The organism is Streptomyces sp. NPDC057428 (assembly GCF_042803195.1).
Taxonomy (GTDB): domain Bacteria; phylum Actinomycetota; class Actinomycetes; order Streptomycetales; family Streptomycetaceae; genus Streptomyces.
The window spans coordinates 77,556-96,812 of record NZ_JBHVCT010000004.1; the positions used below are offsets into that span (position 1 = coordinate 77,556).

At 72.0% G+C, this 19,257-nt stretch carries 19 protein-coding genes and 1 pseudogene; 13 read left to right on the plus strand and 7 right to left on the minus strand.

Annotated elements, in window-relative coordinates; genetic code table 11:
* Together ACFU5K_RS02670 and ACFU5K_RS02675 are read left to right on the plus strand one after the other, a co-directional pair.
* Positions 1-480, plus strand: a 480-nt coding sequence (locus tag ACFU5K_RS02670) for a hypothetical protein (RefSeq protein WP_384055791.1), incomplete at its 5' end; no start/stop codon positions are given.
* A 131-nt stretch (positions 481-611) separates the two neighbouring features.
* Positions 612-1,307, plus strand: a complete 696-nt coding sequence (locus ACFU5K_RS02675) for a class F sortase (protein WP_384056001.1) — start codon at positions 612-614, stop codon at positions 1,305-1,307.
* A 71-nt stretch (positions 1,308-1,378) separates the two neighbouring features.
* On the opposite strand, the gene ACFU5K_RS02680 is transcribed toward ACFU5K_RS02675, so the two are convergent.
* Positions 1,379-1,933, minus strand: a complete 555-nt coding sequence (locus ACFU5K_RS02680) for a DNA polymerase ligase N-terminal domain-containing protein (protein ID WP_384055794.1) — start codon at positions 1,931-1,933, stop codon at positions 1,379-1,381.
* Positions 1,934-2,179: 246 nt separating this feature from the next.
* Here ACFU5K_RS02680 and ACFU5K_RS02685 point away from each other — a divergent pair, with 246 nt between their 5' ends.
* Complete coding sequence (locus ACFU5K_RS02685) at positions 2,180-3,172, plus strand: aldo/keto reductase (RefSeq protein ID WP_384055797.1); 993 nt, start codon at positions 2,180-2,182, stop codon at positions 3,170-3,172.
* A gap of 10 nt (positions 3,173-3,182) precedes the next feature.
* Here ACFU5K_RS02685 and ACFU5K_RS02690 read toward each other — a convergent pair whose 3' ends face one another.
* From ACFU5K_RS02690 to ACFU5K_RS02700, 3 genes and pseudogenes are all read right to left on the minus strand, one after another.
* Entirely contained in the window at positions 3,183-4,370 is a 1,188-nt protein-coding gene (locus ACFU5K_RS02690; RefSeq protein WP_384056004.1) for a serine/threonine-protein kinase, read from the minus strand.
* 447 nt (positions 4,371-4,817) lie between these two features.
* A pseudogene (locus ACFU5K_RS02695) lies at positions 4,818-5,003 on the minus strand (HAD hydrolase-like protein); the annotation flags it as partial.
* 12 nt (positions 5,004-5,015) lie between these two features.
* A complete protein-coding gene (locus tag ACFU5K_RS02700; protein WP_384055800.1) occupies positions 5,016-5,498 on the minus strand; it encodes an Lrp/AsnC family transcriptional regulator in 483 nt (160 codons plus the stop codon).
* A 319-nt stretch (positions 5,499-5,817) separates the two neighbouring features.
* Here ACFU5K_RS02700 and ACFU5K_RS02705 point away from each other — a divergent pair, with 319 nt between their 5' ends.
* The 5 genes from ACFU5K_RS02705 (at position 5,818) to ACFU5K_RS02725 (ending at position 10,672) form a co-directional block, all read left to right on the plus strand.
* Entirely contained in the window at positions 5,818-6,270 is a 453-nt protein-coding gene (locus tag ACFU5K_RS02705; protein ID WP_384055803.1) for a hypothetical protein, read from the plus strand.
* A gap of 425 nt (positions 6,271-6,695) precedes the next feature.
* Positions 6,696-7,067 (plus strand): phage holin family protein, encoded by a 372-nt coding sequence (locus ACFU5K_RS02710; RefSeq protein ID WP_384056007.1) that lies wholly within the window; start codon positions 6,696-6,698, stop codon positions 7,065-7,067.
* Positions 7,064-7,534: a DUF3618 domain-containing protein gene (locus ACFU5K_RS02715; protein WP_384055805.1), complete on the plus strand. Its 471-nt coding sequence runs from the start codon at positions 7,064-7,066 to the stop codon at positions 7,532-7,534. Before ACFU5K_RS02710 ends, ACFU5K_RS02715 begins: the two co-directional genes overlap by 4 nt.
* Positions 7,535-7,965: 431 nt before the next feature.
* Positions 7,966-9,477 carry an FUSC family protein gene (locus tag ACFU5K_RS02720; protein ID WP_384055808.1) on the plus strand — a complete coding sequence of 504 codons (1,512 nt, stop codon included), beginning with the start codon at positions 7,966-7,968 and terminating at the stop codon, positions 9,475-9,477.
* Between the two features lie 121 nt (positions 9,478-9,598).
* Positions 9,599-10,672, plus strand: coding sequence for a lactonase family protein (locus ACFU5K_RS02725; protein WP_384055811.1), 1,074 nt, complete (start codon positions 9,599-9,601; stop codon positions 10,670-10,672).
* A gap of 130 nt (positions 10,673-10,802) precedes the next feature.
* Here ACFU5K_RS02725 and ACFU5K_RS02730 read toward each other — a convergent pair whose 3' ends face one another.
* Positions 10,803-11,726 (minus strand): sirohydrochlorin chelatase, encoded by a 924-nt coding sequence (locus tag ACFU5K_RS02730; RefSeq protein WP_384055813.1) that lies wholly within the window; start codon positions 11,724-11,726, stop codon positions 10,803-10,805.
* A 139-nt stretch (positions 11,727-11,865) separates the two neighbouring features.
* Positions 11,866-12,873: an N-acetylglucosamine kinase gene (locus ACFU5K_RS02735; RefSeq protein ID WP_384055816.1), complete on the minus strand. Its 1,008-nt coding sequence runs from the start codon at positions 12,871-12,873 to the stop codon at positions 11,866-11,868.
* 199 nt (positions 12,874-13,072) lie between these two features.
* Here ACFU5K_RS02735 and ACFU5K_RS02740 point away from each other — a divergent pair, with 199 nt between their 5' ends.
* The 5 genes from ACFU5K_RS02740 to ACFU5K_RS02760 all read left to right on the plus strand — a co-directional run bounded on the left by ACFU5K_RS02740 (position 13,073) and on the right by ACFU5K_RS02760 (position 18,017).
* Complete coding sequence (locus ACFU5K_RS02740) at positions 13,073-13,750, plus strand: uracil-DNA glycosylase (RefSeq protein WP_384055819.1); 678 nt, start codon at positions 13,073-13,075, stop codon at positions 13,748-13,750.
* A gap of 360 nt (positions 13,751-14,110) precedes the next feature.
* Positions 14,111-14,524, plus strand: a complete 414-nt coding sequence (locus tag ACFU5K_RS02745) for a hypothetical protein (protein ID WP_384055822.1) — start codon at positions 14,111-14,113, stop codon at positions 14,522-14,524.
* Positions 14,525-14,762: 238 nt separating this feature from the next.
* Entirely contained in the window at positions 14,763-15,983 is a 1,221-nt protein-coding gene (locus ACFU5K_RS02750) for a saccharopine dehydrogenase family protein (RefSeq protein ID WP_384055825.1), read from the plus strand.
* A 122-nt stretch (positions 15,984-16,105) separates the two neighbouring features.
* Complete coding sequence (locus ACFU5K_RS02755) at positions 16,106-17,599, plus strand: APC family permease (RefSeq protein ID WP_384055827.1); 1,494 nt, start codon at positions 16,106-16,108, stop codon at positions 17,597-17,599.
* Position 17,600: 1 nt separating this feature from the next.
* Positions 17,601-18,017, plus strand: a complete 417-nt coding sequence (locus ACFU5K_RS02760) for a universal stress protein (protein ID WP_384055830.1) — start codon at positions 17,601-17,603, stop codon at positions 18,015-18,017.
* Between the two features lie 83 nt (positions 18,018-18,100).
* On the opposite strand, the gene ACFU5K_RS02765 is transcribed toward ACFU5K_RS02760, so the two are convergent.
* Positions 18,101-19,186: a WD40/YVTN/BNR-like repeat-containing protein gene (locus tag ACFU5K_RS02765; RefSeq protein ID WP_384055833.1), complete on the minus strand. Its 1,086-nt coding sequence runs from the start codon at positions 19,184-19,186 to the stop codon at positions 18,101-18,103.
* Positions 19,187-19,257 lie beyond the last annotated feature (71 nt).

Consider the following 19,257-nt stretch of genomic DNA (forward strand, 5'->3'; position numbering starts at 1 on the left):
GATGACTGGGAGAAGGACAAGGAGTCCGGCTCCGGCAGCGGTGACAGCGAGAAGACCTGGAAGCACGAGAAGCCCGAGGGTGGCATGCACACCGGTGGCGGCGCGCTGGCCGGCGTGTCGGCGGACGACTGGGAGAAGGACAAGGACAAGGAGTCCGGCTCGGGTAGCAACGACGACCGTGAGAAGCCGGACTCGTGGAAGCACGAGAAGCCGGAGGGTGGCATGCACACCGGTGGCGGCGCGCTGGCCGGCGTGTCGGCCGATGACTGGGAGAAGGACAAGGAGTCCGGCTCCGGCAGCGGTGACAGCGAGAAGACCTGGAAGCACGAGAAGCCCGAGGGTGGCATGCACACCGGCGGTGGCGCGATGGCGCTCTCCGGCGGCGGGCTGGCCGCGGGTTCGGTGCTGATGCTCGGCGGCATCGGCGCCGTCGCGTACAAGCTGCGCCGTCGCAACGCCTCGGGTGCCGCGGCCGTCTGACGCCGACAGGCGACCCGCAGCGCTGACTGAATCCTGTCGTGGCCGCCGCCCCCACCCGGGGCGGTGGCCGCGCCGATTTCCCCGGCACCCCGGCCGGGCCCCCCTCCCCGTACGCGAAAGGCAGCAAGCGCATGGCCGACCCGCAGCAGTCAGAAACCGTTCCCGCCTCCCCTGCCCTCGGCCGTTCCCTGCTGTGGCCCGTCGTGGCGGTGGGGCTGGGCTTCCTCCTCGTCTACAACTCCTTCGACGCGTCGGCGGGAGTCACGCCGGCCCCCGCCGTGGTCTCGCTCCCCGCGCCGTCGGCGTCTGCCGCGGCCTCGCCCGCACCGTCCGGCTCCCCGTCGCTCCTGCCGTCGGGCCTGCCCCGCTCCGAGCCCGAGCGGATCTCGATCAAGTCGATCGCCGTCGACGCCCCCTTCACGCCCCTCTCCATCGGCTCCAGCGGCCGGCTCGACCCGCCGCCCGCGAACGACGCCAATCTGGCCGGCTGGTTCAAGGACGGGGCCACTCCCGGCGAGCCGGGCACATCGGTGGTGGCGGGACACGTCGACACGAAGACCGGCCCCGCGGTGTTCCTCCTGCTCAGCACCCTCAAAGCGGGGAACACGGTGGACATCACCCGGGAGGACGGGGTGGTCGCCACCTTCGAGGTCGACTCGGTCGAGACGTTCAGCAAGACGGACTTCCCGAACAACAGGGTCTACGCCGACAAGGGCACCGCCCAGCTGCGGCTGATCACGTGCGGCGGCGACTACGACAAGAAGGCGAAGGACTACGAGGACAACGTCGTCGTCTTCGCCCACCTGGCCTCCGTCAAGAGCACCTGAGGACCAGGCGGGCGCCGACGTCCGCATCCCGGGCAGCCACCGCCACCCGGCCGTGGCCCGCGGCTGGTGCGTCAGGTCTCGCTGCCCCGTCCCGCCACGGCGACCTGCTGCAGCGTCCGGCCCGTGCGGGCCGAGCGCGCGTGGTGCGGGTCCGGTGTGCCCGGCCGGTCGTGGACGGCCTGGCGGTCGTCGGCCTTGATGAGCAGCCAGGCCTCCGGACCCCGGGTGCCGTCCCCGTCGTCGATACGGAAGCGGGTGAGCGTGAATTCGCCACGCAGCTTCGTCCCGTCCAGCCAGAAGTCCGCGTGCCCCCGCTCCAGGGACTCGGCGAACGGGACGGGGTCCCCCTCGGAGTCGTGGCCCAGCGGCCGGTAGGTCCCCTGGTCCCAGACGATCACCGCGCCACTGCCCTGCTCGTCCCGCGGGATGACCCCCTCGAAATCGCGGTAAGCCAAGGGATGGTCCTCCGCCGGCACGGCCAGTCGCTTGTCGCTGGGGTTGTCGGAGGGGCCGCGTGGCACGGCCCAGGACTTCAGGACGCCGTCGACCTCCAGCCGGAAGTCGAAGTGCATGCGCCGGGCGTCGTGTATCTGCACCACGAAGCGCTGTGTGCTGTCGCTGTCCACGCCGGCTCCCTCCGCCTGGATGCGGTCGGACGATGCGCGCCTGCGCGGCCGGTTCCGCACGGGTCCCGCATTGTGCGTATCTCCACTCTGCGTCCGAGCGCCGCGCGCCGCATCGTGGCGGGGGCGCGCGGCCCGGGCGGAGGGGCGGGTCAGCCCGCGTTGCGCGCGAGGGCGAGGTCCGCCGATGCGGCCGAGCGGTGCCGGCCGACGGCGCACCCGGCCGGCGGCCCCGCGTACCGGCGTAGCATGATCCGCATGGAGCAGCGCACACTCGGCAGGACCGGCCGTGACGTATCGGTCGTCGGACAGGGCACCTGGCAGCTCGGCGGGGACTGGGGCGAGGTGCGGGAGGCGGACGCCTTCGGTGTCCTGGACGCCGCCGTCGAGTCCGGAGTCACCTTCTTCGACACCGCGGACGTGTACGGCGACGGCCGGAGCGAACAGCTCATCGGCCGCTACCTGAAGGACCGGCCGGACGCGGACGTCTTCGTTGCCACCAAGATGGGCCGACGCGCGGACCAACTGCCGGAGAACTACGTCCTGGACAACTTCCGCGCCTGGAACGACCGCTCGCGGGCCAACCTGGGGGTCGACACCCTCGACCTTGTACAACTCCACTGCCCGCCCACGGCCGTCTACTCGTCCGACGCCGTGTACGACGCCCTGGACACGCTCGTCGCCGAGCAGCGGATCGCCGCCTACGCGGTCAGTGTCGAGACCTGCGCCGAGGCGCTCACCGCCATCGCCAGGCCGGGTGTCGCCAGCGTCCAGATCATTCTCAACCCGTTCCGCCTGAAGCCGCTCGACGAGGTCCTCCCGGCAGCGGCCGAGGCCGGGGTCGGCATCATCGCGCGCGTCCCGCTCGCCTCCGGGCTGTTGTCCGGCAGGTACACCGCCGACACCGTCTTCCCTCCCGAGGACCACCGCACGTACAACCGCCATGGTGAGGTGTTCGACCAGGGCGAGACCTTCTCGGGCATCGACTACGCGACCGGCGTGGCCGCCGCGGCCCAGTTCGCGGGCCTCGCTCCCGAGGGCGCCACCTCCGCACAGACCGCGCTGCGCTGGATCCTTCAGCAGCCCGGTGTCACCAGCGTCATCCCAGGCGCGCGTTCCGTGGAGCAGGCCCGCGCCAACGCCGCGGCCGCCGCGCTCCCGCCGCTTCCGCAGAGCACCCTCGACGCCGTACGCGGCCTGTACGACCGCCGGATCCGCGCAGAGGTCCACGCGCGCTGGTGAGACGGGCGGTTCAGTCGTCCCCGTCCCCGTCGTCCTGCTGACCGTCCTGCCCCGAACCGTCCTGGGCAGGACCGGCGGAGGGATCGGCCGGGGCGGGGGACCCGACACCGGCGGTCGGGGTGGTCCCGGGGTCCGGAGTGTCCGCGGCCCCGGTGTCCGGAGCGAAGAGGACCGTGCCCAGGTAGACAGCCGCCAGGAAGGCGACCGTCCCCGCCACGGCGCTGGCCACGCGCGGACGGCGCCGGATAGCCTCGCTCGTGCGGGTGGTCGCCGACTTCGACGTCCGCGGGGCCGGAGCCGCCCGTCTGCGGCCGGTGGCCTGCGGCAGCCGGTACGTCGAACCCGTCCCGGTGCCCGGGCCCCCCGAAGCCGCCGACGGCGCGGCAGCTCCGCCGGTTCGCGGGCTCTGAGGGGCGTGCCGGGGCAGCGGCTCCGGGCGCCCGCGCCAGGCATCGGTCCGGAACCAGTCGGACACCTGCTGCGCGTTCGGCCGGTCCTCGGGCTTCTTGGCCAGCAGGCCGAGCAGATACGAGTCGAAGGCGGGGGAGATCTCCACCCCGCGCTGTCTCACCGGCACCGGCGGGGTGTCCACGTGCTGATAGAGCGTCGCGGTCGCCGTGTCCGAGCGGAACGGCGGCTGGCCGACCAGGAGCTGGTAGATGACACAGCCAAGGGAGTACATGTCCGAAGCGGCGTCCGCCGACCGGCCCAGTGCCCGCTCCGGAGCCAGGTAGAGACTCGTCCCGACGATGTGACCGGCGGTCGTCAGGGCCGTCGACGGGTCGTCGACGAACTGGGCGATACCGAAGTCGCCGATCTTCACGGACCCGTCGGCGTCCAGCATCAGGTTGCCCGGCTTGATGTCGCGGTGGACGATGCCCTGCCGGTGCGCGGCGGCGAGTCCGGCGGCCGCCTGGCCGGCGATGTGAGCCACCTGCTCGGGATGGACGGACTCCTGGGCCTCCAGCAGGTCTCCGAGGCTCCTTCCCTCGACCAGCTCCATCACCAGGTAGAAGCGGTCCTCCCAGGAGCCGAAGTCGAATACGGCCACCAGGTGAGGGTGGCTCAGACGCGCGGCGGTCTGCGCCTCCAGGCGGAACCGTGCGGTCGACGAGGCGTCGGCATGGTCACCCAGCAGCAGCTTCACCGCCACGGCACGGCCCAGCACCTCGTCCGTGGCGCGCCACACCTCACCCATACCGCCACGGCCGATGGGGGATATCAACCGGTACCGTCCAGCAACCAGCACCTGTGCACACCAATCTCGAATTGTGGCCCGCTCCGACTGCCGCGGCGGCGACATCATCGGGCTCATCGCCTCGTTAGGTGCGTCGGGTTGCGCGGCGTGATCAGGATATCCGCACCCAGGGCCTTTGATCGCCCGGCCTGCGGCTCGGGATGCCCGATCCGGCCAGTCGGGCTGCCGGACCTGCGCCGATCTCACAGCTTCCCGAGCCAGTCGAGCACGGCGGCGGCGTGAATTCGGCCTGCCCGCCCGCGAAGAGCAGCTCCGCCTCACCGAACGCGGCCCCGTCCGGGGCCGCTTCGGCGTCCGGAATCGCGACGCAGCGCATTCCGGCCGCGTGCGCCGCCAGTACGCCCGGGACGGCGTCTGGATCCCGTACTCCGCGCGCAGGACCGTGAGCGTCTCGCGGGTGCCGATCCCGACGAAGCGCGTGTGGTTCTCCCAGCTGAAGTCCCCTACGCCGTAACGGGCGAGGAGCCGGCGCCCGGCCTCGTAGTAGTTCGGCTCGCTGTCCACGAGGGTCCCGTCCAGGTCGAAGAGCACGGAGAGGGCGGTGACAGGCGGGGTCTTCACGGCCACCAGCATGCCCGACGCCGATCAGCCGGAGCCGGCGGTCACTCGTCCCACGGCCTCCACCAACGGGAGCACGCGGTACGCCACGCGCTCCCGAAGAGCGACCTCCGTCCGGGTCCTGACGACGCCGGGCAGCTGGATCAGGTGCTGGATCACGTCTTCCAGATGCCCGTTGTCACGAGCCACGACGCGGGTCAGCAGATCCCCGCCGCCGGTCGTCGAAAACGCCTCGATGATCTCCGGGACGGCCGCGAGGGCGTCCCCCACCTCGTCCAGGTGCCCCTGCGTGACCTCCAGATGGACGAAGGCGAGTACCGGGTGTCCGAGGGCGGCGGGCGAGAGCACGGGACCCGTGCCCGTGATCACGCCGTCTCGCTCCAGACGGTCGAGGCGGGCCTGGAGGGTGCCGCGTGCCACGCCCAGGATCCGCGCGTACTCGCGCACGCTTGTGCGCGGCTGCTTGATGAGCAGACGCAGGATGCGGGTGTCGAGAGCGTCCACCGCCATGTCCGGCCGGCTCCTCGGGGCTCGGTTGTGGGTCGCCCGACTGTACCGAGGCAAGGGTTGCGACGTGCGGCAGGGTGACCGGGTTCCTGCCGGCGCAGGGAGGTCCGGAAGAACCCGCGGGCCGGGCCGACCTCCGGGCGACTCCGGGGCCCATTTCGCCGCCTGGTGGCCGACCGGGGACCCTGTGGCTCTGCCGACCTGAGCCCGGCCGTCCGCCGGGCCTGGGTCGGCGCCCGGACAACTGGGCCGGAGGCGCCGGGCGTTCCGGACGTGTCCGGTGGGACGGACCGTCGTTGACCAGGCCATGAACCTGCGGTCGATGTCCCTCGTGCTCGTTGCCCTGCTGGGTGTGTCCGGCTGTGTCTCCGTGCCCGCGAGCACGGACAGGCCCGCCCCGGCCGCTTCCGGGCGGTCCGGAAACGTGCCCGCCGCTCAGGCCCCCACGGCACCCTCCGCACCCGCCGCCGTGCACGACGCACTGGGCAGGACGGAAGGACGGCGACAGGACGGGGGCGAGAAGAAGGGGGAGGGGCGCGATGCCGGGCGCAGAGCCGTCCGCCGGGCCGAAGCGGCTGCCCCCGCCGCTCCGAGGGAAGCCCGTGAGCGGACGCGCCGCCTGGCCCCTGCCCGGCCCGAGCGGCCACGCCGGGCGGCCACACCACGGTGGATGAAGCCGAAGCGGACCTATGACATGCGTTCCGTGTGCGCGACGGGCAAGGGGGTCGCCTCCGCGGAGATCGTCGACCTGTGCCGCACCACGTACGGCAGATGACGGCGAGGCGGCGGCGTCGGACGTGAGGCGGCCGGTCCGCCCGGGGTTCGCGCGTCGCGTGGTCCGGGAAGACCGTTGCCGGAGCGGACGGTGGTCACCAGGCGGGTGCGTGCGTCGCCCTTTCGGCCCGCGCGGGGGCAGCCCGGTCGAGGCGCGCCGCAGGCCGTGCCCCCGCCGTGCGCGGAAGAGTACCCGGCGGCCGGCCGCTCCGCCGGAAGCCGTCGCCGCGTGCCGGTGGGACCCCGGTCGTAGGCCGATGTGCTGAACCGCTCCGTTCGGGGTACGCGTGGGCTCACGCATGGTCAGGGCGTCGCCATGGCGTCCGGCTTCATCGAGGAGAGGGACAGGAGGTGACTGCGGTGTCGGACACGCAGCCGTACTCCCCGGGCTCCGGCCGTGATGCTCACGCATCCGGGGCGGAGCCGGTGGGCGAGCTGGTGCAGCGGGCTTCGCAGCAGCTGACGGAGCTGGTGCGCAGCGAGCTGAGGCTGGCGCAGGCGGAGGTTAAGGAGAAGGGCAAGCACTACGGCAAGGGCGGCGGGCTGTTCGGAGGGGCCGGACTGGTCGGCTTCCTGATGCTGCAGACCCTGGTGGTCACCGCTGTCGCCGCGTTGGCGGTGCCCCTGCCGGTGTGGGCCGCGGCCCTGATCGTCACCGCCGCGCTGGGATCGATCGCCGCTGTGATGGCTCTGGCCGGGAAGAAGGAGGTCGTCCGGGCTGCACCACCCGCACCCGAGCAGGCGATCGAGAACGTCAAGGCCGACGTGGCCGAGATCAAGAGGAGTGCCCACCGATGACCCAGCCGTCCGACGACAAGCCGAACGTCTCCAGCCCGGAGGCACTCCGCGAACAGGTCGAGGAGGCCCGCGACGAACTCGGTCAGACGGTCGAGGCGCTCGCGGCCAAGGCCGATGTGAAGGCCCAGGCCAAGCAGAAGACCGCGGAGGTCAGGCAGAAGTCCGCCGAAGTCAAGGAGCAGGCCACGGCCAAGGCGGGGGAGCTCAAGGCCAAGGCCGCCGAGGCCGCGCACCGGGTGCAGGACACGGTGCCGGCGCCGGTCAAGGACAAGGCGGCCCAGGCGGCCGGCGAAGTCCGGGCCAAGGCCGCCCAGGCCGGAAGCCTGTGGGAGGACAAGGCCCCGGAACCGGTGCGGCGCAAGGCCGCCGAGGGAGCCCTGGTGGCGCGGGAGAACCGCACCGTGCTGCTGGTGGCCGCGGGGGCCGCAGTCGTCGCGTGGGTGGCGTTCCGCCGACGCAGGGGCTGAGCCGGGACACGCGGACGGATCGCGGGCCCCGGGCATCTGCCCGAAGGCGCGCGTCTTCGCCCGGGTGATGCGAGCGGGGTCCCTTACGTTGGCCAAGGGGAGAGGGTGCCGGACCGTACGGATCCCGGCACCCTCTGCCGTGCCCGCCCCCGTAACGCCTGCGGCGCCCTTGCCCGCCTGCTGTGAAGGCGCACGTCGGGCGTCTCTCACGGTCACCCGCACCGCCCCCGGGGGGCGAGATCCGGACCTCTGATGGTGTCCCCGTTCGGCCAATGGCCGGGTTCTGGTACATGGATGCGCTTACTTGGTGTGCCAATGGCCCTGTTTATGTCCGGCCGGTTGAGCCATCGGTCGCCGACGTGGTCTGATGGACCTGTCGATGGCGCTGCGGATTCCGTGGCGCCCTTTTTCATGAGAAGGGGCGGGAAGTCTTGCTGAAGAAGGCGTTCGTGGCTCCGGATCCGGGGCGGCTGCGGCTGCGGCACGCGACGAGGGCCGTCCTCGGCATAGGGCTGGCGGTCGTCGTCTGCGGCGTGGCCGGGCACTCGCTCGTCGCCGCGATCACCGGTGGGCTCGCCGCGCTGCTGGCCCTCTTCACGGTCACGGACGTGACCGTGCGAGGACAGGCGGTGACCACCGCGCTGCTGCCGGTGGCAGGGCTGCCGGTCCTCGCCCTGGCCGCCGTGCTCCACGGCCATCCGGTGGCGCGGGACGTGGCCTTCCTCGCGGTGATGGGCGCGGGCGTCTACGCCCGGCGATGGGGGCCGCGCGGTCATTCGCTCGGCGTCTTCGCCTTCATGTCCTTCTTCATCACCCAGTTCCTGCACACCCTGCCCGGGCAGCTGCCGGAGCTCTTCTCCGCCGTCCTGCTCTCGCTGCTGGCGGCGTCGTCCGTCCGCTTCGGCCTGTGGTGCTACGAGCGCCGGCTGCCGTTGGCCGTCCCGCTCGCTCCGGTGGCCGCGCGAGGGCTGGCCAGGGCGACGACGCGCCAGGCGGTCCAGGCGACCGCGGGCGGGGCGCTCGCGCTCCTGGCCGGCCAGCTCCTCTCCGGCGAGCGCTGGTACTGGGCGGTGGGGGCGACCTGGTGGGTGTTCGTCAACACGGCGTCCCGCGGCGAGACGCTGGTCCGCGGCTTCCGCCGGGTGCTGGGAACGCTGATCGGCATACCCGTCGGCCTGGTCGTCATCGCACCCCTGCACGGTGCGGCCGTCCCCACCGCGCTCCTGGTGGCGCTCGGTGTGTTCGGAATCTTCTACTCCGCCGCGGTCTCCTACACGTGGATGATGTTCTCGGTGACGGTCCTGGCGGGGGCGCTGTACGGGGCGCTCGGCGTCCTGGACCCCGCGCTGCTCGCGCTGCGCCTGGTCGAGACCGGCGTCGGGGCCCTCGGGGCGATGCTGGCGGTGCTCGTCGTGCTGCCGGTCACCACCCATGCCACGACGGACGCCTGGATCCAGCGGGCCCTGCGCTGCGTGCACGCCTGCACCGCCGAGGCCGCGGCGCGGCTCGCCGGGTCGGCGACCGCCGATCCCGCTCCCCGGGTGGCCGAGCTGGAAGCGCTCCTGGGGCGGGTGCGGCTGTCGCTCGGCCCGCTCGTGCACCCCCTGAGTCCGCTGAGCGCCCGTAAGGCACGTGCGCGGCAGGTGCTCGCCCTGCTCGACGCGTGCGCGCGTGAGGTGCGGGGCCTGGCCTCCGTCGCGGCGGACCCCGAGGCGTCGCACGACGCGCGCCTCGCCGCCGCCTGCTGGCGTGTGGAGGCATCGGTGGAGGCGCTGACCACCCCGGCCCGAGGGCACCGTGAGGTGGTGGCCTCCGTCGGCGTACTGCCGCCGGCCGGGGTGGTCGAACCTGCCCTCGCCCATCTGCACAGCCTGGAGAAGGCGCTCGCCGAGCTGGCAGCCCCCCTGCACAGCTCCCCGCGTGCTCCGCTCGTCGGGGCCTGAGGCTCCACTTCGGTCAGGGTCTTACGACCTCACCGAAGCGAGGTGTGTTGGTCTGGACCAAAAGGGCTGCCTGCTACCGTCGACGGTGAAGATCGCGACGCATGCGAAGAGGGGTAGCGCTTTGGGCGCCAACACTGCCGGACGGGCATTCATAGGGTCGTTCACCTCGGCGGGTGGACTCGGGATCACCGTCGCCGACGTCGACGAGGACACCGGGGAGCTGTCCGTCCTGGCGTCCACGGACGTCGTCGCCGACCCGTCCTTCCTCGCCCCCGGCCACGCACCGGGCACGGGCGCCCCGGTGCTGTACGCGGTGAGCGAGACCTCCGACGGTGCCGTCGCGGCCTTCGACGTCAAAGGCCGTGGCGCCCCGGTGCTCATCGGCGAGCCGCGGTCGGTGGGCGGCGACGGCCCCACGCACCTGGACGTCTTGGCCGGCCACCTGTTCACCGCCAACTACGGTTCGGGCAGTGTCACCGCACTGCCCCTGCGGGCCGACGGATCGCCCGGCCCCGCCACCTGCGTACTGCGGCACGAGGGCGGCGGCCCCGACACGGGACGCCAGGCCGCTCCCCACGCTCACCAGGTACTCGCCGATCCGTCCGGGAACTGGGTGCTGAGTGTGGACCTCGGCACGGACTCCGTTCGCGTCTGCGCCCTCGACCCCGGCACGGGCTCCCTGCGAACGCACTCCGAGGCGGTGCTGCGTCCGGGGACCGGCCCGCGCCATCTGGCCTTTCATCCGTCCGGCGGACACCTCTACGTCCTCAACGAGCTGGAACCCACCGTCACCGCGTGCCGCTGGGACCCGGCCTCCGGTCTGCTCGAACCGGTCGGTGAGACCTCCGTACTGCCTCATGGCGTGCACGAAGGAGGCGAAACGGGGCGTACGTACCCCTCCGAGGTGGTGGTCTCGCACGACGGCCGGTTCCTGTGGGCCGCCAACCGGGGGCACGACAGCATCTCCGTGCTCGCCCTGGACGAGACGGCCGAGAAGCCCGTCCTCGTGGCGGCCGTGGGCTGTGGAGGGCGCTGGCCCCGCGACCTGACCCTGGATCCCACCGGCCAGTGGCTGTACGCCGCCAACGAGCGCTCCGGGAACGTCAGCTGGTTCTCCCTCGACGCGGAGACGGGTATGCCGTCCCCCGCGGGTTCCCTCGACGTTCCTGCGGCTTCCTGCGTGGTCTTCGGCTGACACCGCAGCTCCGCCCGCCACTGGGTGGGCGGAGGCCCGTCCTTCCGGCCACCTGCCGGGATCCGGGCAGGACAAGGCCCTGTGGCGCGGACCCAGGACGGCCGGTCCGCGCCACAGAGCCTTGTGCGTATCAGTGAGCCTGGGCTCCCTGCGGCGTCGCCGGGGTGATGCCCAGCGCGGTCGCGTACAGGGAGAGCACGAGCTTGCCGATCGCCGGGTACGCGCCGAGGGGCTCGGCGGTTGCGCAGCCGGCCTCCTTCGCGGCTGCGTCCAGCAGCTCGGCGTCGATCTCCGGGCCGACGAGGTACGGCGCGAGCGCGAGCTGTACGGAGCCGGAACCCTGCAGCTGGGCGGCGATGGACGCGACCGAACCCTCCACGTCGAGCGCAGCGGCCATCACCGGCACCGCGAGGCGTGCGGCCAGCAGCATGCCGGTGATACCGGCGGCCTGTACGGCCTCCTCGCCGCCCACCGTGGCCAGCACGATGCCGTCGGCCGCGGTCGCCACGGTGAACAGCCTGGCGCGGTCGGCGCGCGCGAGCCCCGCCTCCGACAGGCGGACGTGCAGCGCCTCCGCGAGCAGCGGGTGCGGACCGAGCACGTCGGTCAGCTCCACCTGCGTGCCGCTCTCCATCACGGCCTGTCGTATGCGCCTGATCATGGCGCTGTCCGGGCCGGCGAGGAGCGGGACCACGACGGCGGACGGACCCGTCGGCGCGGGGACCTCGCGCCCGGCGGCTGTCGCCTGCTCGAAGCGCGCGACACGCTCGGCGGCCGCCTGGGTGAGGACGGAGGCGAGGGTGGGATATTCGGCGTCGTCGCCGTCGAGATAACCGATCTGCGCGTTCAGGCCGGGCAGCTCGGAACGGGCGATGCTGATGACCTCTTCGGCCAGGCCGCGCGAGGCCGGGGAAGGGGTGCCGGGAACGGCGAGAACGAGCGCGGCGGCGCCCTCAGGTGCGACCACGGGCTCAGGGCGGCGGTGCCGTCCGGACTGGCGAGGTCGCGGCATTCGTACAGGCAGGCCGGAGGCGGGCCCAGTGGGGGTGCTCATGGCGCCGCATGCTACTGGTTTTGGGTACCCCTCTGTTCGGGGAGGGGGCGGCTGGGCGTTATCTGTCCGTATATGTCTGCAGAGCGGCATAGCGGGTAACTGACCTGCTCTGTCCCGGACCGTTGACCGCTCGAACGGCCTAGGTTACTCCCGGTACGAACAACAGGGCCGGGTGGGGCGGCAGTCGCAGCCCCGGCCCTGCCAGCGCCCGGGCGATCTCCAGCGAACCGTGCAGCGGGTCGCCCGCCGCCGGAACCACCCGTGCCCGCGGCACCTGCTCGGCCAACTCCTCGCGCAGGGGTCCGAGAAGAGCCTCACCCATGCGGAACAACCCGCCGGTAAGCGCGACTTCGTATCCCTCGGCCCGGGGTGCCGCAGGGCGCGGGCACACAGCGGCTGTCGCTTCCGCGATGTGGGAGGCCGCCCGCCGCAGGATCGCCGCCGCCGTCGCGTCGTCGCCGGCGCACGCCGCGACCTCCGGCGCGAAGGAGGCGAGCAAGGCGGGGCGGTCCGTGCGTGGATAGAGCAGGCCGGGCAGGCCGGCTGCGGGGCCGAGGACCGCCTCCAGCCGCGCCAGCAGGGCGGGGGAACCACCTCGTCGGCCGTCGTGGGCCCGCATCGCCGCGTCGAGCCCTTTCCGGCCGATCCAGGCGCCGCCGCCGCTGTCCCCCAGCAGATGCCCCCAGCCGTCGGCCCTGCGCCACGCCGAGAGGTCGGTACCGAGCGCGATCATGCCGGTGCCACCGGCGACCACCGCGCCGGGCCGCTGGCCGAGTGCGCCGGCGTAGGCCGTCACCGCGTCGGCGGCGAGGGCGACCCGTCGGACACCCAGCGCGGACGCGAGCGCGGCGGGCAGCTCCGCCCGCAGTTGGTCCCCGAGCGTCGCCATGCCGGCCGCGCCGATCGCCGCCGCGGCCACGGTCGCCCCCGGTCCCGCCGCCTCCAGCAGTCCGCGTGCCTCGGGCAGGAGCTGCTCCAGCAGGTGCCCGGCGTCGATCCCGGCCGCGCGCGTGCGCACCGGCTCGGCGCAGACGGCCGTGCGAACGGGATGCCGGGCGTCCATGGATCCCAGTGCCAGCCGCAGCCCGGAGCCGCCGGAGTCCACCCCGAGGACGAAACCGGCCGTCGCGGTGCTCACCGCGACCATCCCCCGAGCGACCACTGTCCGTCCGGCGCGATCACCCGGGGCATGGGGCATCGTTCGTGCCGGACGAACACCTGTGCGACCACGTGGACCGACTCCGGGGGACTGGAGGACCGATGACGACGCGCAGCCTATCGCCAGGGGCGCGGCCGCGGGAGACCGCATGATCACGTTGTCCGTGTGGGCCGGTAGGGTGACGGACGTGGCAGCGCGACCGTTGAGTGAACTTGTGGAGCCCGGCTGGGCGCAGGCGTTGGAGCCGGTGGCCGGCCGGATCGCGGAGATGGGGAATTTCCTCCGCGCCGAGATCGGCGCCGGGCGCACGTATCTGCCGTCCGGGCAGAACGTCCTGCGTGCCTTCCAGCAGCCGTTCGACGACGTGCGTGTCCTGATAGTGGGTCAGGACCCTTACCCGACGCCGGGGATGGCCATCGGGCTGAGCTTCGCCGTGGCCCCCGAAGTGAGCCGTCTTCCCGGCAGTCTCGAGAACATCTTCAGGGAGCTGCACAGTGACCTCGGTCTTCCGCGGCCGTCCAACGGGGACCTGACGCCGTGGACGAGGCAGGGTGTACTCCTGTTGAACCGGGCGCTGACGACAGCGCCGGGCAAGCCCGCCGCGCATCGCGGCAAGGGCTGGGAGGAAGTGACCGAGCAGGCCATCCGCGCACTGGCCGCGCGTGGCAAGCCGATGGTGTCGGTGCTCTGGGGCCGGGACGCGCGCAACGTGCGCCCGCTCCTCGGAGACCTGCCCGCGGTCGAGTCCGCTCATCCTTCTCCCATGTCCGCGGACCGCGGGTTCTTCGGCTCGCGACCCTTCAGCCGCACGAACGACTTCCTGGGGCACCTCGGCGAGCGACCGGTGGACTGGCGTCTGCCGTAACCCGCGACGGGTGAGGGCGACCGGACTGCCGATGTGACGTCCGAGACGGGATTTCCGTCGTCCCACGGCGTGGCCTGCCGGCGCCGTTCCGGGTTTCCGGAACCGACCCCGCATGGGGTCCCGAATCCGGGGCACGAGACCCTGTGACCCGAGCTCCGGTCGGTGCTTCCCCCAGCACCTGTGCGAGCCTCCGGCCCCACCGTCATCCCCCCGCCGGTGGGGCCGGACACGCGCCCGGCCGTGATCCGTTCCGCCCGGCGGGTCGAGGTTCTGCCGGACACCCCTTGCCACACGTGACGGATTCGCAACGGATCTTCGCAATGCCCCCGGTCCGGTCGCGGTGGGAGCGAGGCTTCCGGCATGAAGCGCATCGTTCTCACAGGTGTAGTCGTCGGATTCTCGGCGGTCACTCTGCTCGCCGGCTGCATCACCGACGACGGAGCGGGCTCCGGCAGGACCCCCGCCGTCCTCGGCCCCACGGCCAGGACCACGGCCGTGCCCGAAGCGGCGGCGCGGCTGGCGGAGCGGTACCGGCGCGCGGGTGGGCAGCGAGAGGTCTACGGGATCGAGAGGAGCGCAGGGCGCGACGGCGTCCCTCTGCTGGTCGTCAGGACGCACGACCCCGACGACAGCGCCAGGACCTTCGACCGCCTGAAGACGTCGGTCGTCGGGTTCCTCGAACGCGAGGAGGGGCTGTCGGCCTCCGAGGGGTATCTGATGGACATCTTCGGTCCGGACGGCTCATTGCAGCACCGGCTGGACGCGCGGGTCTAGACCGTGATGCGGCCGGCTCCGGTCCGCCGCAGAAGTGGGGTCGAGGTCACGCCGCGACCCCGGCGCCACCGTCCGGGTGAGGGCCGGGAGTGCGGATGGCCCGGACGCGGGACATCGTCCGGACGGTTGCCCACTGCCGGGCCGCCCGGCTGCTAGCGTCCCCGGACCACCGGACCACCGGACCGCCGGACCGGCTGCAGCCGTTCGCAGCGCTGGAACGGCAGAGGAGAGGTGTCCCATGCGTGTTCTCCTGGTCGGGGCGGGAGGCGTGGGTACGGCGATCACGCGTATCGCGGCCCGTCGGCCCTTCTTCGAGCACATGACGGTGGCCGACTACGACCTGGGGCGGGCGGAGAGCGCCGTCACCGCCCTCGGGGAACGCGGGGACCGGTTCGGCGCCGCCAGGCTGGACGCCTCGGACCCGGCCGCCGTGCGTGCGGTGCTCGCGGAGCACCGGTGCGACGTGCTGCTCAACGCCACCGATCCCCGGTTCGTCATGCCGCTGTTCGAGGCGGCCCTCGCGCATGGCGCCCACTACCTCGACATGGCCATGTCCCTGTCCCGGCCCCATCCGTCCCGCCCGTACGAGGAGTGCGGCGTCAAGCTGGGCGATGCTCAGTTCGAGCGTGCGGCCGAATGGGAGGCCGCCGGCAGGCTCGCGCTGGTGGGAATCGGTGTGGAGCCCGGACTCTCGGACGTGTTCGCGCGCTACGCCTCCGACGAGCTCTTCGACGAGATCGAGGAGATCGGGATCCGCGACGGCGCCGACCTGACGGTGGAGGGCTACGACTTCGCCCCGTCCTTCAGCATCTGGACGACCATCGAGGAGTGTCTGAATCCGCCGGTCGTGTACGAGGAGGACCGAGGCTGGTTCACCACGGAGCCCTTCAGCGAACCTGAGGTGTTCGACTTCCCGGAGGGCATCGGACCCGTCGAGTGCGTCAATGTCGAGCACGAGGAGGTCCTGCTCGTGCCGCGTTGGCTCAAGGCCCGGCGCGTCACCTTCAAGTACGGGCTGGGCGACGAGTTCATCGGGGTGCTGCGCACGCTCCACAAGCTGGGCCTTGACCGTACGGATCCGGTGTTGGTGAAGAGTGGTACGGGCGTTGCCGAGGTCTCCCCCCGCGACGTGGTGGCCGCGTGTCTGCCCGATCCGGCCGGACTCGGGGAGCGGATGCACGGCAAGACGTGTGCGGGCACCTGGGTGAAGGGCAGCAAGGACGGACGGCCCCGGGAGGTCTACCTCTACCACGTGGTCGACAACCAGTGGTCGATGCGCGAGTACGGCTCCCAGGCCGTCGTCTGGCAGACGGCGATCAACCCGGTCGCCGCTCTCGAACTCCTGGCGGGCGGCGTCTGGAGCGGGAGCGGAGTTCTCGGCCCCGAGGCCATGCCGCCCCGGCCGTTCCTCGATCTGCTGAACGAGTACGGCGTTCCCTGGGGCATGCGCGAGCAGTGAGGGCGGCGGGCGTCCCCGCGCACGGGAAGCCTCACCGGGCGTGCGCACCGGGAGGTACCTGCCTAGCATGTGGAAGGAAATGTTCCGCCTGCTCTCCAGGCCTGTGACCCGAGTGAGGGAGCATGGCAGAGGAATCCGCCGGATCATCACCACCGGCAAGCTTGAAGCCGAACGCGATCGGCTTCGTCGACGCGCTGGTCATCGGACTGAACGCCACGTCCCCGGCCTACTCGGTGGCCGCGGTCATCGGACCGATCGTGGCGCTCGTCGGTATCTATGCCCCCGGGGTGCTCTTCGCCTCGTTCGTGCCGATGCTGTTCATCGCGTCGGCCTTCTACTACCTCAACAAGGCCGACCAGGACTGCGGGACGACCTTCTCCTGGGTGAGCCGTGCCATGGGGCCCTGGATGGGGTGGCTCGGTGGCTGGGCCATCGCGATGACCGGTGTGCTGGTCGTGGGGTCGCTTGCGGACATCGCCGTCAGCTTCGGGCTGCTCGCCGTCGGGCTCGACAGCTGGGCCGAGAACACCTTCGTCCGCCAACTGCTGACCGTTCTGCTGATCGTGGTGATGACCGCTCTGTGCGTCATCGGGACGGAACTGTCGGCCAAGGTGCAGAACGTCCTGATCCTGGCTCAGGTGGCGTTCCTCCTCGTGTTCGTGATCGTCGCGCTCTACCGCGTCTACGCTGGTACGACGTCCTTCGACTCGGTCAAACCCTCGGTCGACTGGCTCAACCCCTTCGGGGCGGGGGGCGCGGCGCTCACCGGAGGTCTGCTGCTCGGCGTGTTCATCTACTGGGGCTGGGAATCGGCCGTCAACCTCACCGAGGAGGTCGAGGACTCGGCGACCGCGCCGGGGAAGGCCGGTGTGTGGTCGACCGTCATCCTGCTGGTGACCTACCTGTCCGTCGGCTTCGCGGTCGTCGCGTTCGCCGGAACGGCGTACCTGGTGGAGAACGCCGGCGAGGAGGAGTTCATCTTCGCCCTGCTCGCCCGTGAGGTCATGGGGGGCTGGGACTGGGTCGTGCTCCTCGCGGTCGCGACGTCGGCTCTCGCCTCAACCCAGACGACCATCATCCCGGCCTCGCGCACCGCGCTGTCGATGGCACGCCGCCAGGCGCTGCCCGCGCACTTCGCCCGTATCAGCCCGAGGTTCCGGACCCCGGACGTGAGTACGTGGTGGGTGGCCGGCATCGCCATCGCCTGGTACCTGGTCGTCAGCCAGATCAGCGAGAACGCCCTCTTCGACACACTGACCGCACTGTCCCTCCTCATCGCCTTCTACTACGCACTCACCGGTGTGGCCTGCGCGGTCTACTTCCGCCGCCATCTGACCGAGAGCGTGCGCAACTTCTTCCTCATCGGACTCGGCCCGGTGGTCGGGGCCGGTCTGCTGGCCTGGCTGCTGGTCCGGTCGGTCATGGACATGTCCGACCCGGCGAACTCGTACAGCGGGACCTCGTGGTTCGGACTGGGTCCGCCGCTCGTCATCGGAATCGGCATCAGCCTCATCGGGGTGGTGATCATGGTGGTCCTGCGGTTCCTGACGCCGGCCTTCTGGGCCGAGCGCCGAGGCGTGGTCGACCCCGATCTCGTGCACGGCAAGGAGTTCTGAGATGTCGGTGGTCCTCGGGTACGACGAGTCACCCGGTGCGGCGCGCGCCCTGCGGACGGCGATCGAGGTGGCCGCGGCCTTCCGCGAGAAGCTCGTCCTCGTCTACGGAGCTGCCCCGCCCGGCCCCACCGGCGCGGAGTACCGCGCCCATTACGAGGCCATTCGGCAGGCCGGACGCGCGGGCCTGGAACGCGCGGTCGCGTCGGCGGAGGCTGCCGATGTGCAGACCACCGTCGAGGTCATCGACCTGAGTCCGGCGCAGGCGCTGATCGAGGCGGCCTCCCGCCACGAGGCGAGAGTCATCGTCGTGGGCACCTGGGGGGAGAGCCCGATGCGGGGCGCGCTGCTCGGATCCACCCCGCACAAGCTCCTCCACCTGTCGACCGTGCCGGTGCTGTGTGTGCCGACGGAGGTCTGATCCGGCCCGCCTGTCCGGCGCGGGCCGGAGGCTTGAGGCCATGCGTGCCCCGGCCGGCCGCGTGCGGCGGAATCGCCCCCTGGTCAGCCGAGCGCCGCCGCCCGCACGCACAGCACGTCCGGCAGATGGGAGGCCAGCTGCTGCCAGCTGTCACCGTCGTCCGCGCTCGCGTACACCTCGCCGTTGCGATTGCCGAAGTAGACGCCGGCCGGGTCCGCGTCGTCCGTGCAGAGGCCGTCGCGCAGCACCGTGCCGTAGTGGTCGCCGTCGGGCAGACCCCGCGTCAGCGGCTCCCATGTGTCCCCCGCGTCCCTGGTGCGGAACACCCGGCAGCGGTGACCGGCCGGGACCCGGTCGGCGTCGGCGTTGATCGGGAACACGTAGAACGTGTCCGCGTGGCGCGGGTGAGCGGCGGCGGCGAATCCGAAGTCCGAGGGCAGACCCGCACCGATGTCCTTCCAGCGCTTCCCGCCGTCGTCGCTGCGGAACACGCCCCAGTGGTTCTGCAGGTAGAGCCGGTCGGGATCCGCCGCGTCGCGGGTGACCTTGTGCACGCACTGGCCGAACTCGGGATCGGGATCCGGCAGGAACACGGCCGAGACCCCCTTGTTGGAGGGCGTCCAGCGCTCACCGCCGTCCTCGGTCCGGAACACGCCCGCGGTGGAGACGGCGACGGTCACGGCCGCGGCGTCCCTGGGGTCGGTCAGGATGGTGTGCAGCCCCTCGCCGCCCCCGCCGGGCACCCATCGGGACCGCGTCGGATGCTCCCACAGCGGGCGCACCAGCTCGAAGGACTCGCCCCGGTCTTCCGAACGGAACAGGGCGGCGGGCTCCGTACCCGCGTAGACGACGTCGGGTGCCTCGGGTCCGGCGGGATGCAGCTGCCAGACCCGCTCCAGTGACGCTTCGGTGAACTGGGGGAACTTCACGGCGGGTTGCTTCGGCTCCACCCATGTCGCCCCCAGATCGTCGGAGTGGAAGACGGAAGGGCCCCAGTGCGCGCTGTCACCGCCCACCAGCAGCCGTGGGGTGCTGCTCCGGGTGTCGATCGCGATCGAGTAGATCGCCTGCGCGTTGAAGTGCGGCTCTCCGAACTCCCATGTCCCGCCGCGCCTGCGGCCGATGAAGAGTCCCTTACGGGTGCCTACGGTGAGCAGTACATCGGTCATGACAGGACCTCCCGAAACGCCTTTGTGCCGGATACGGGTCAGTCTGCACCCCACCACTGACAGTGGCCCGT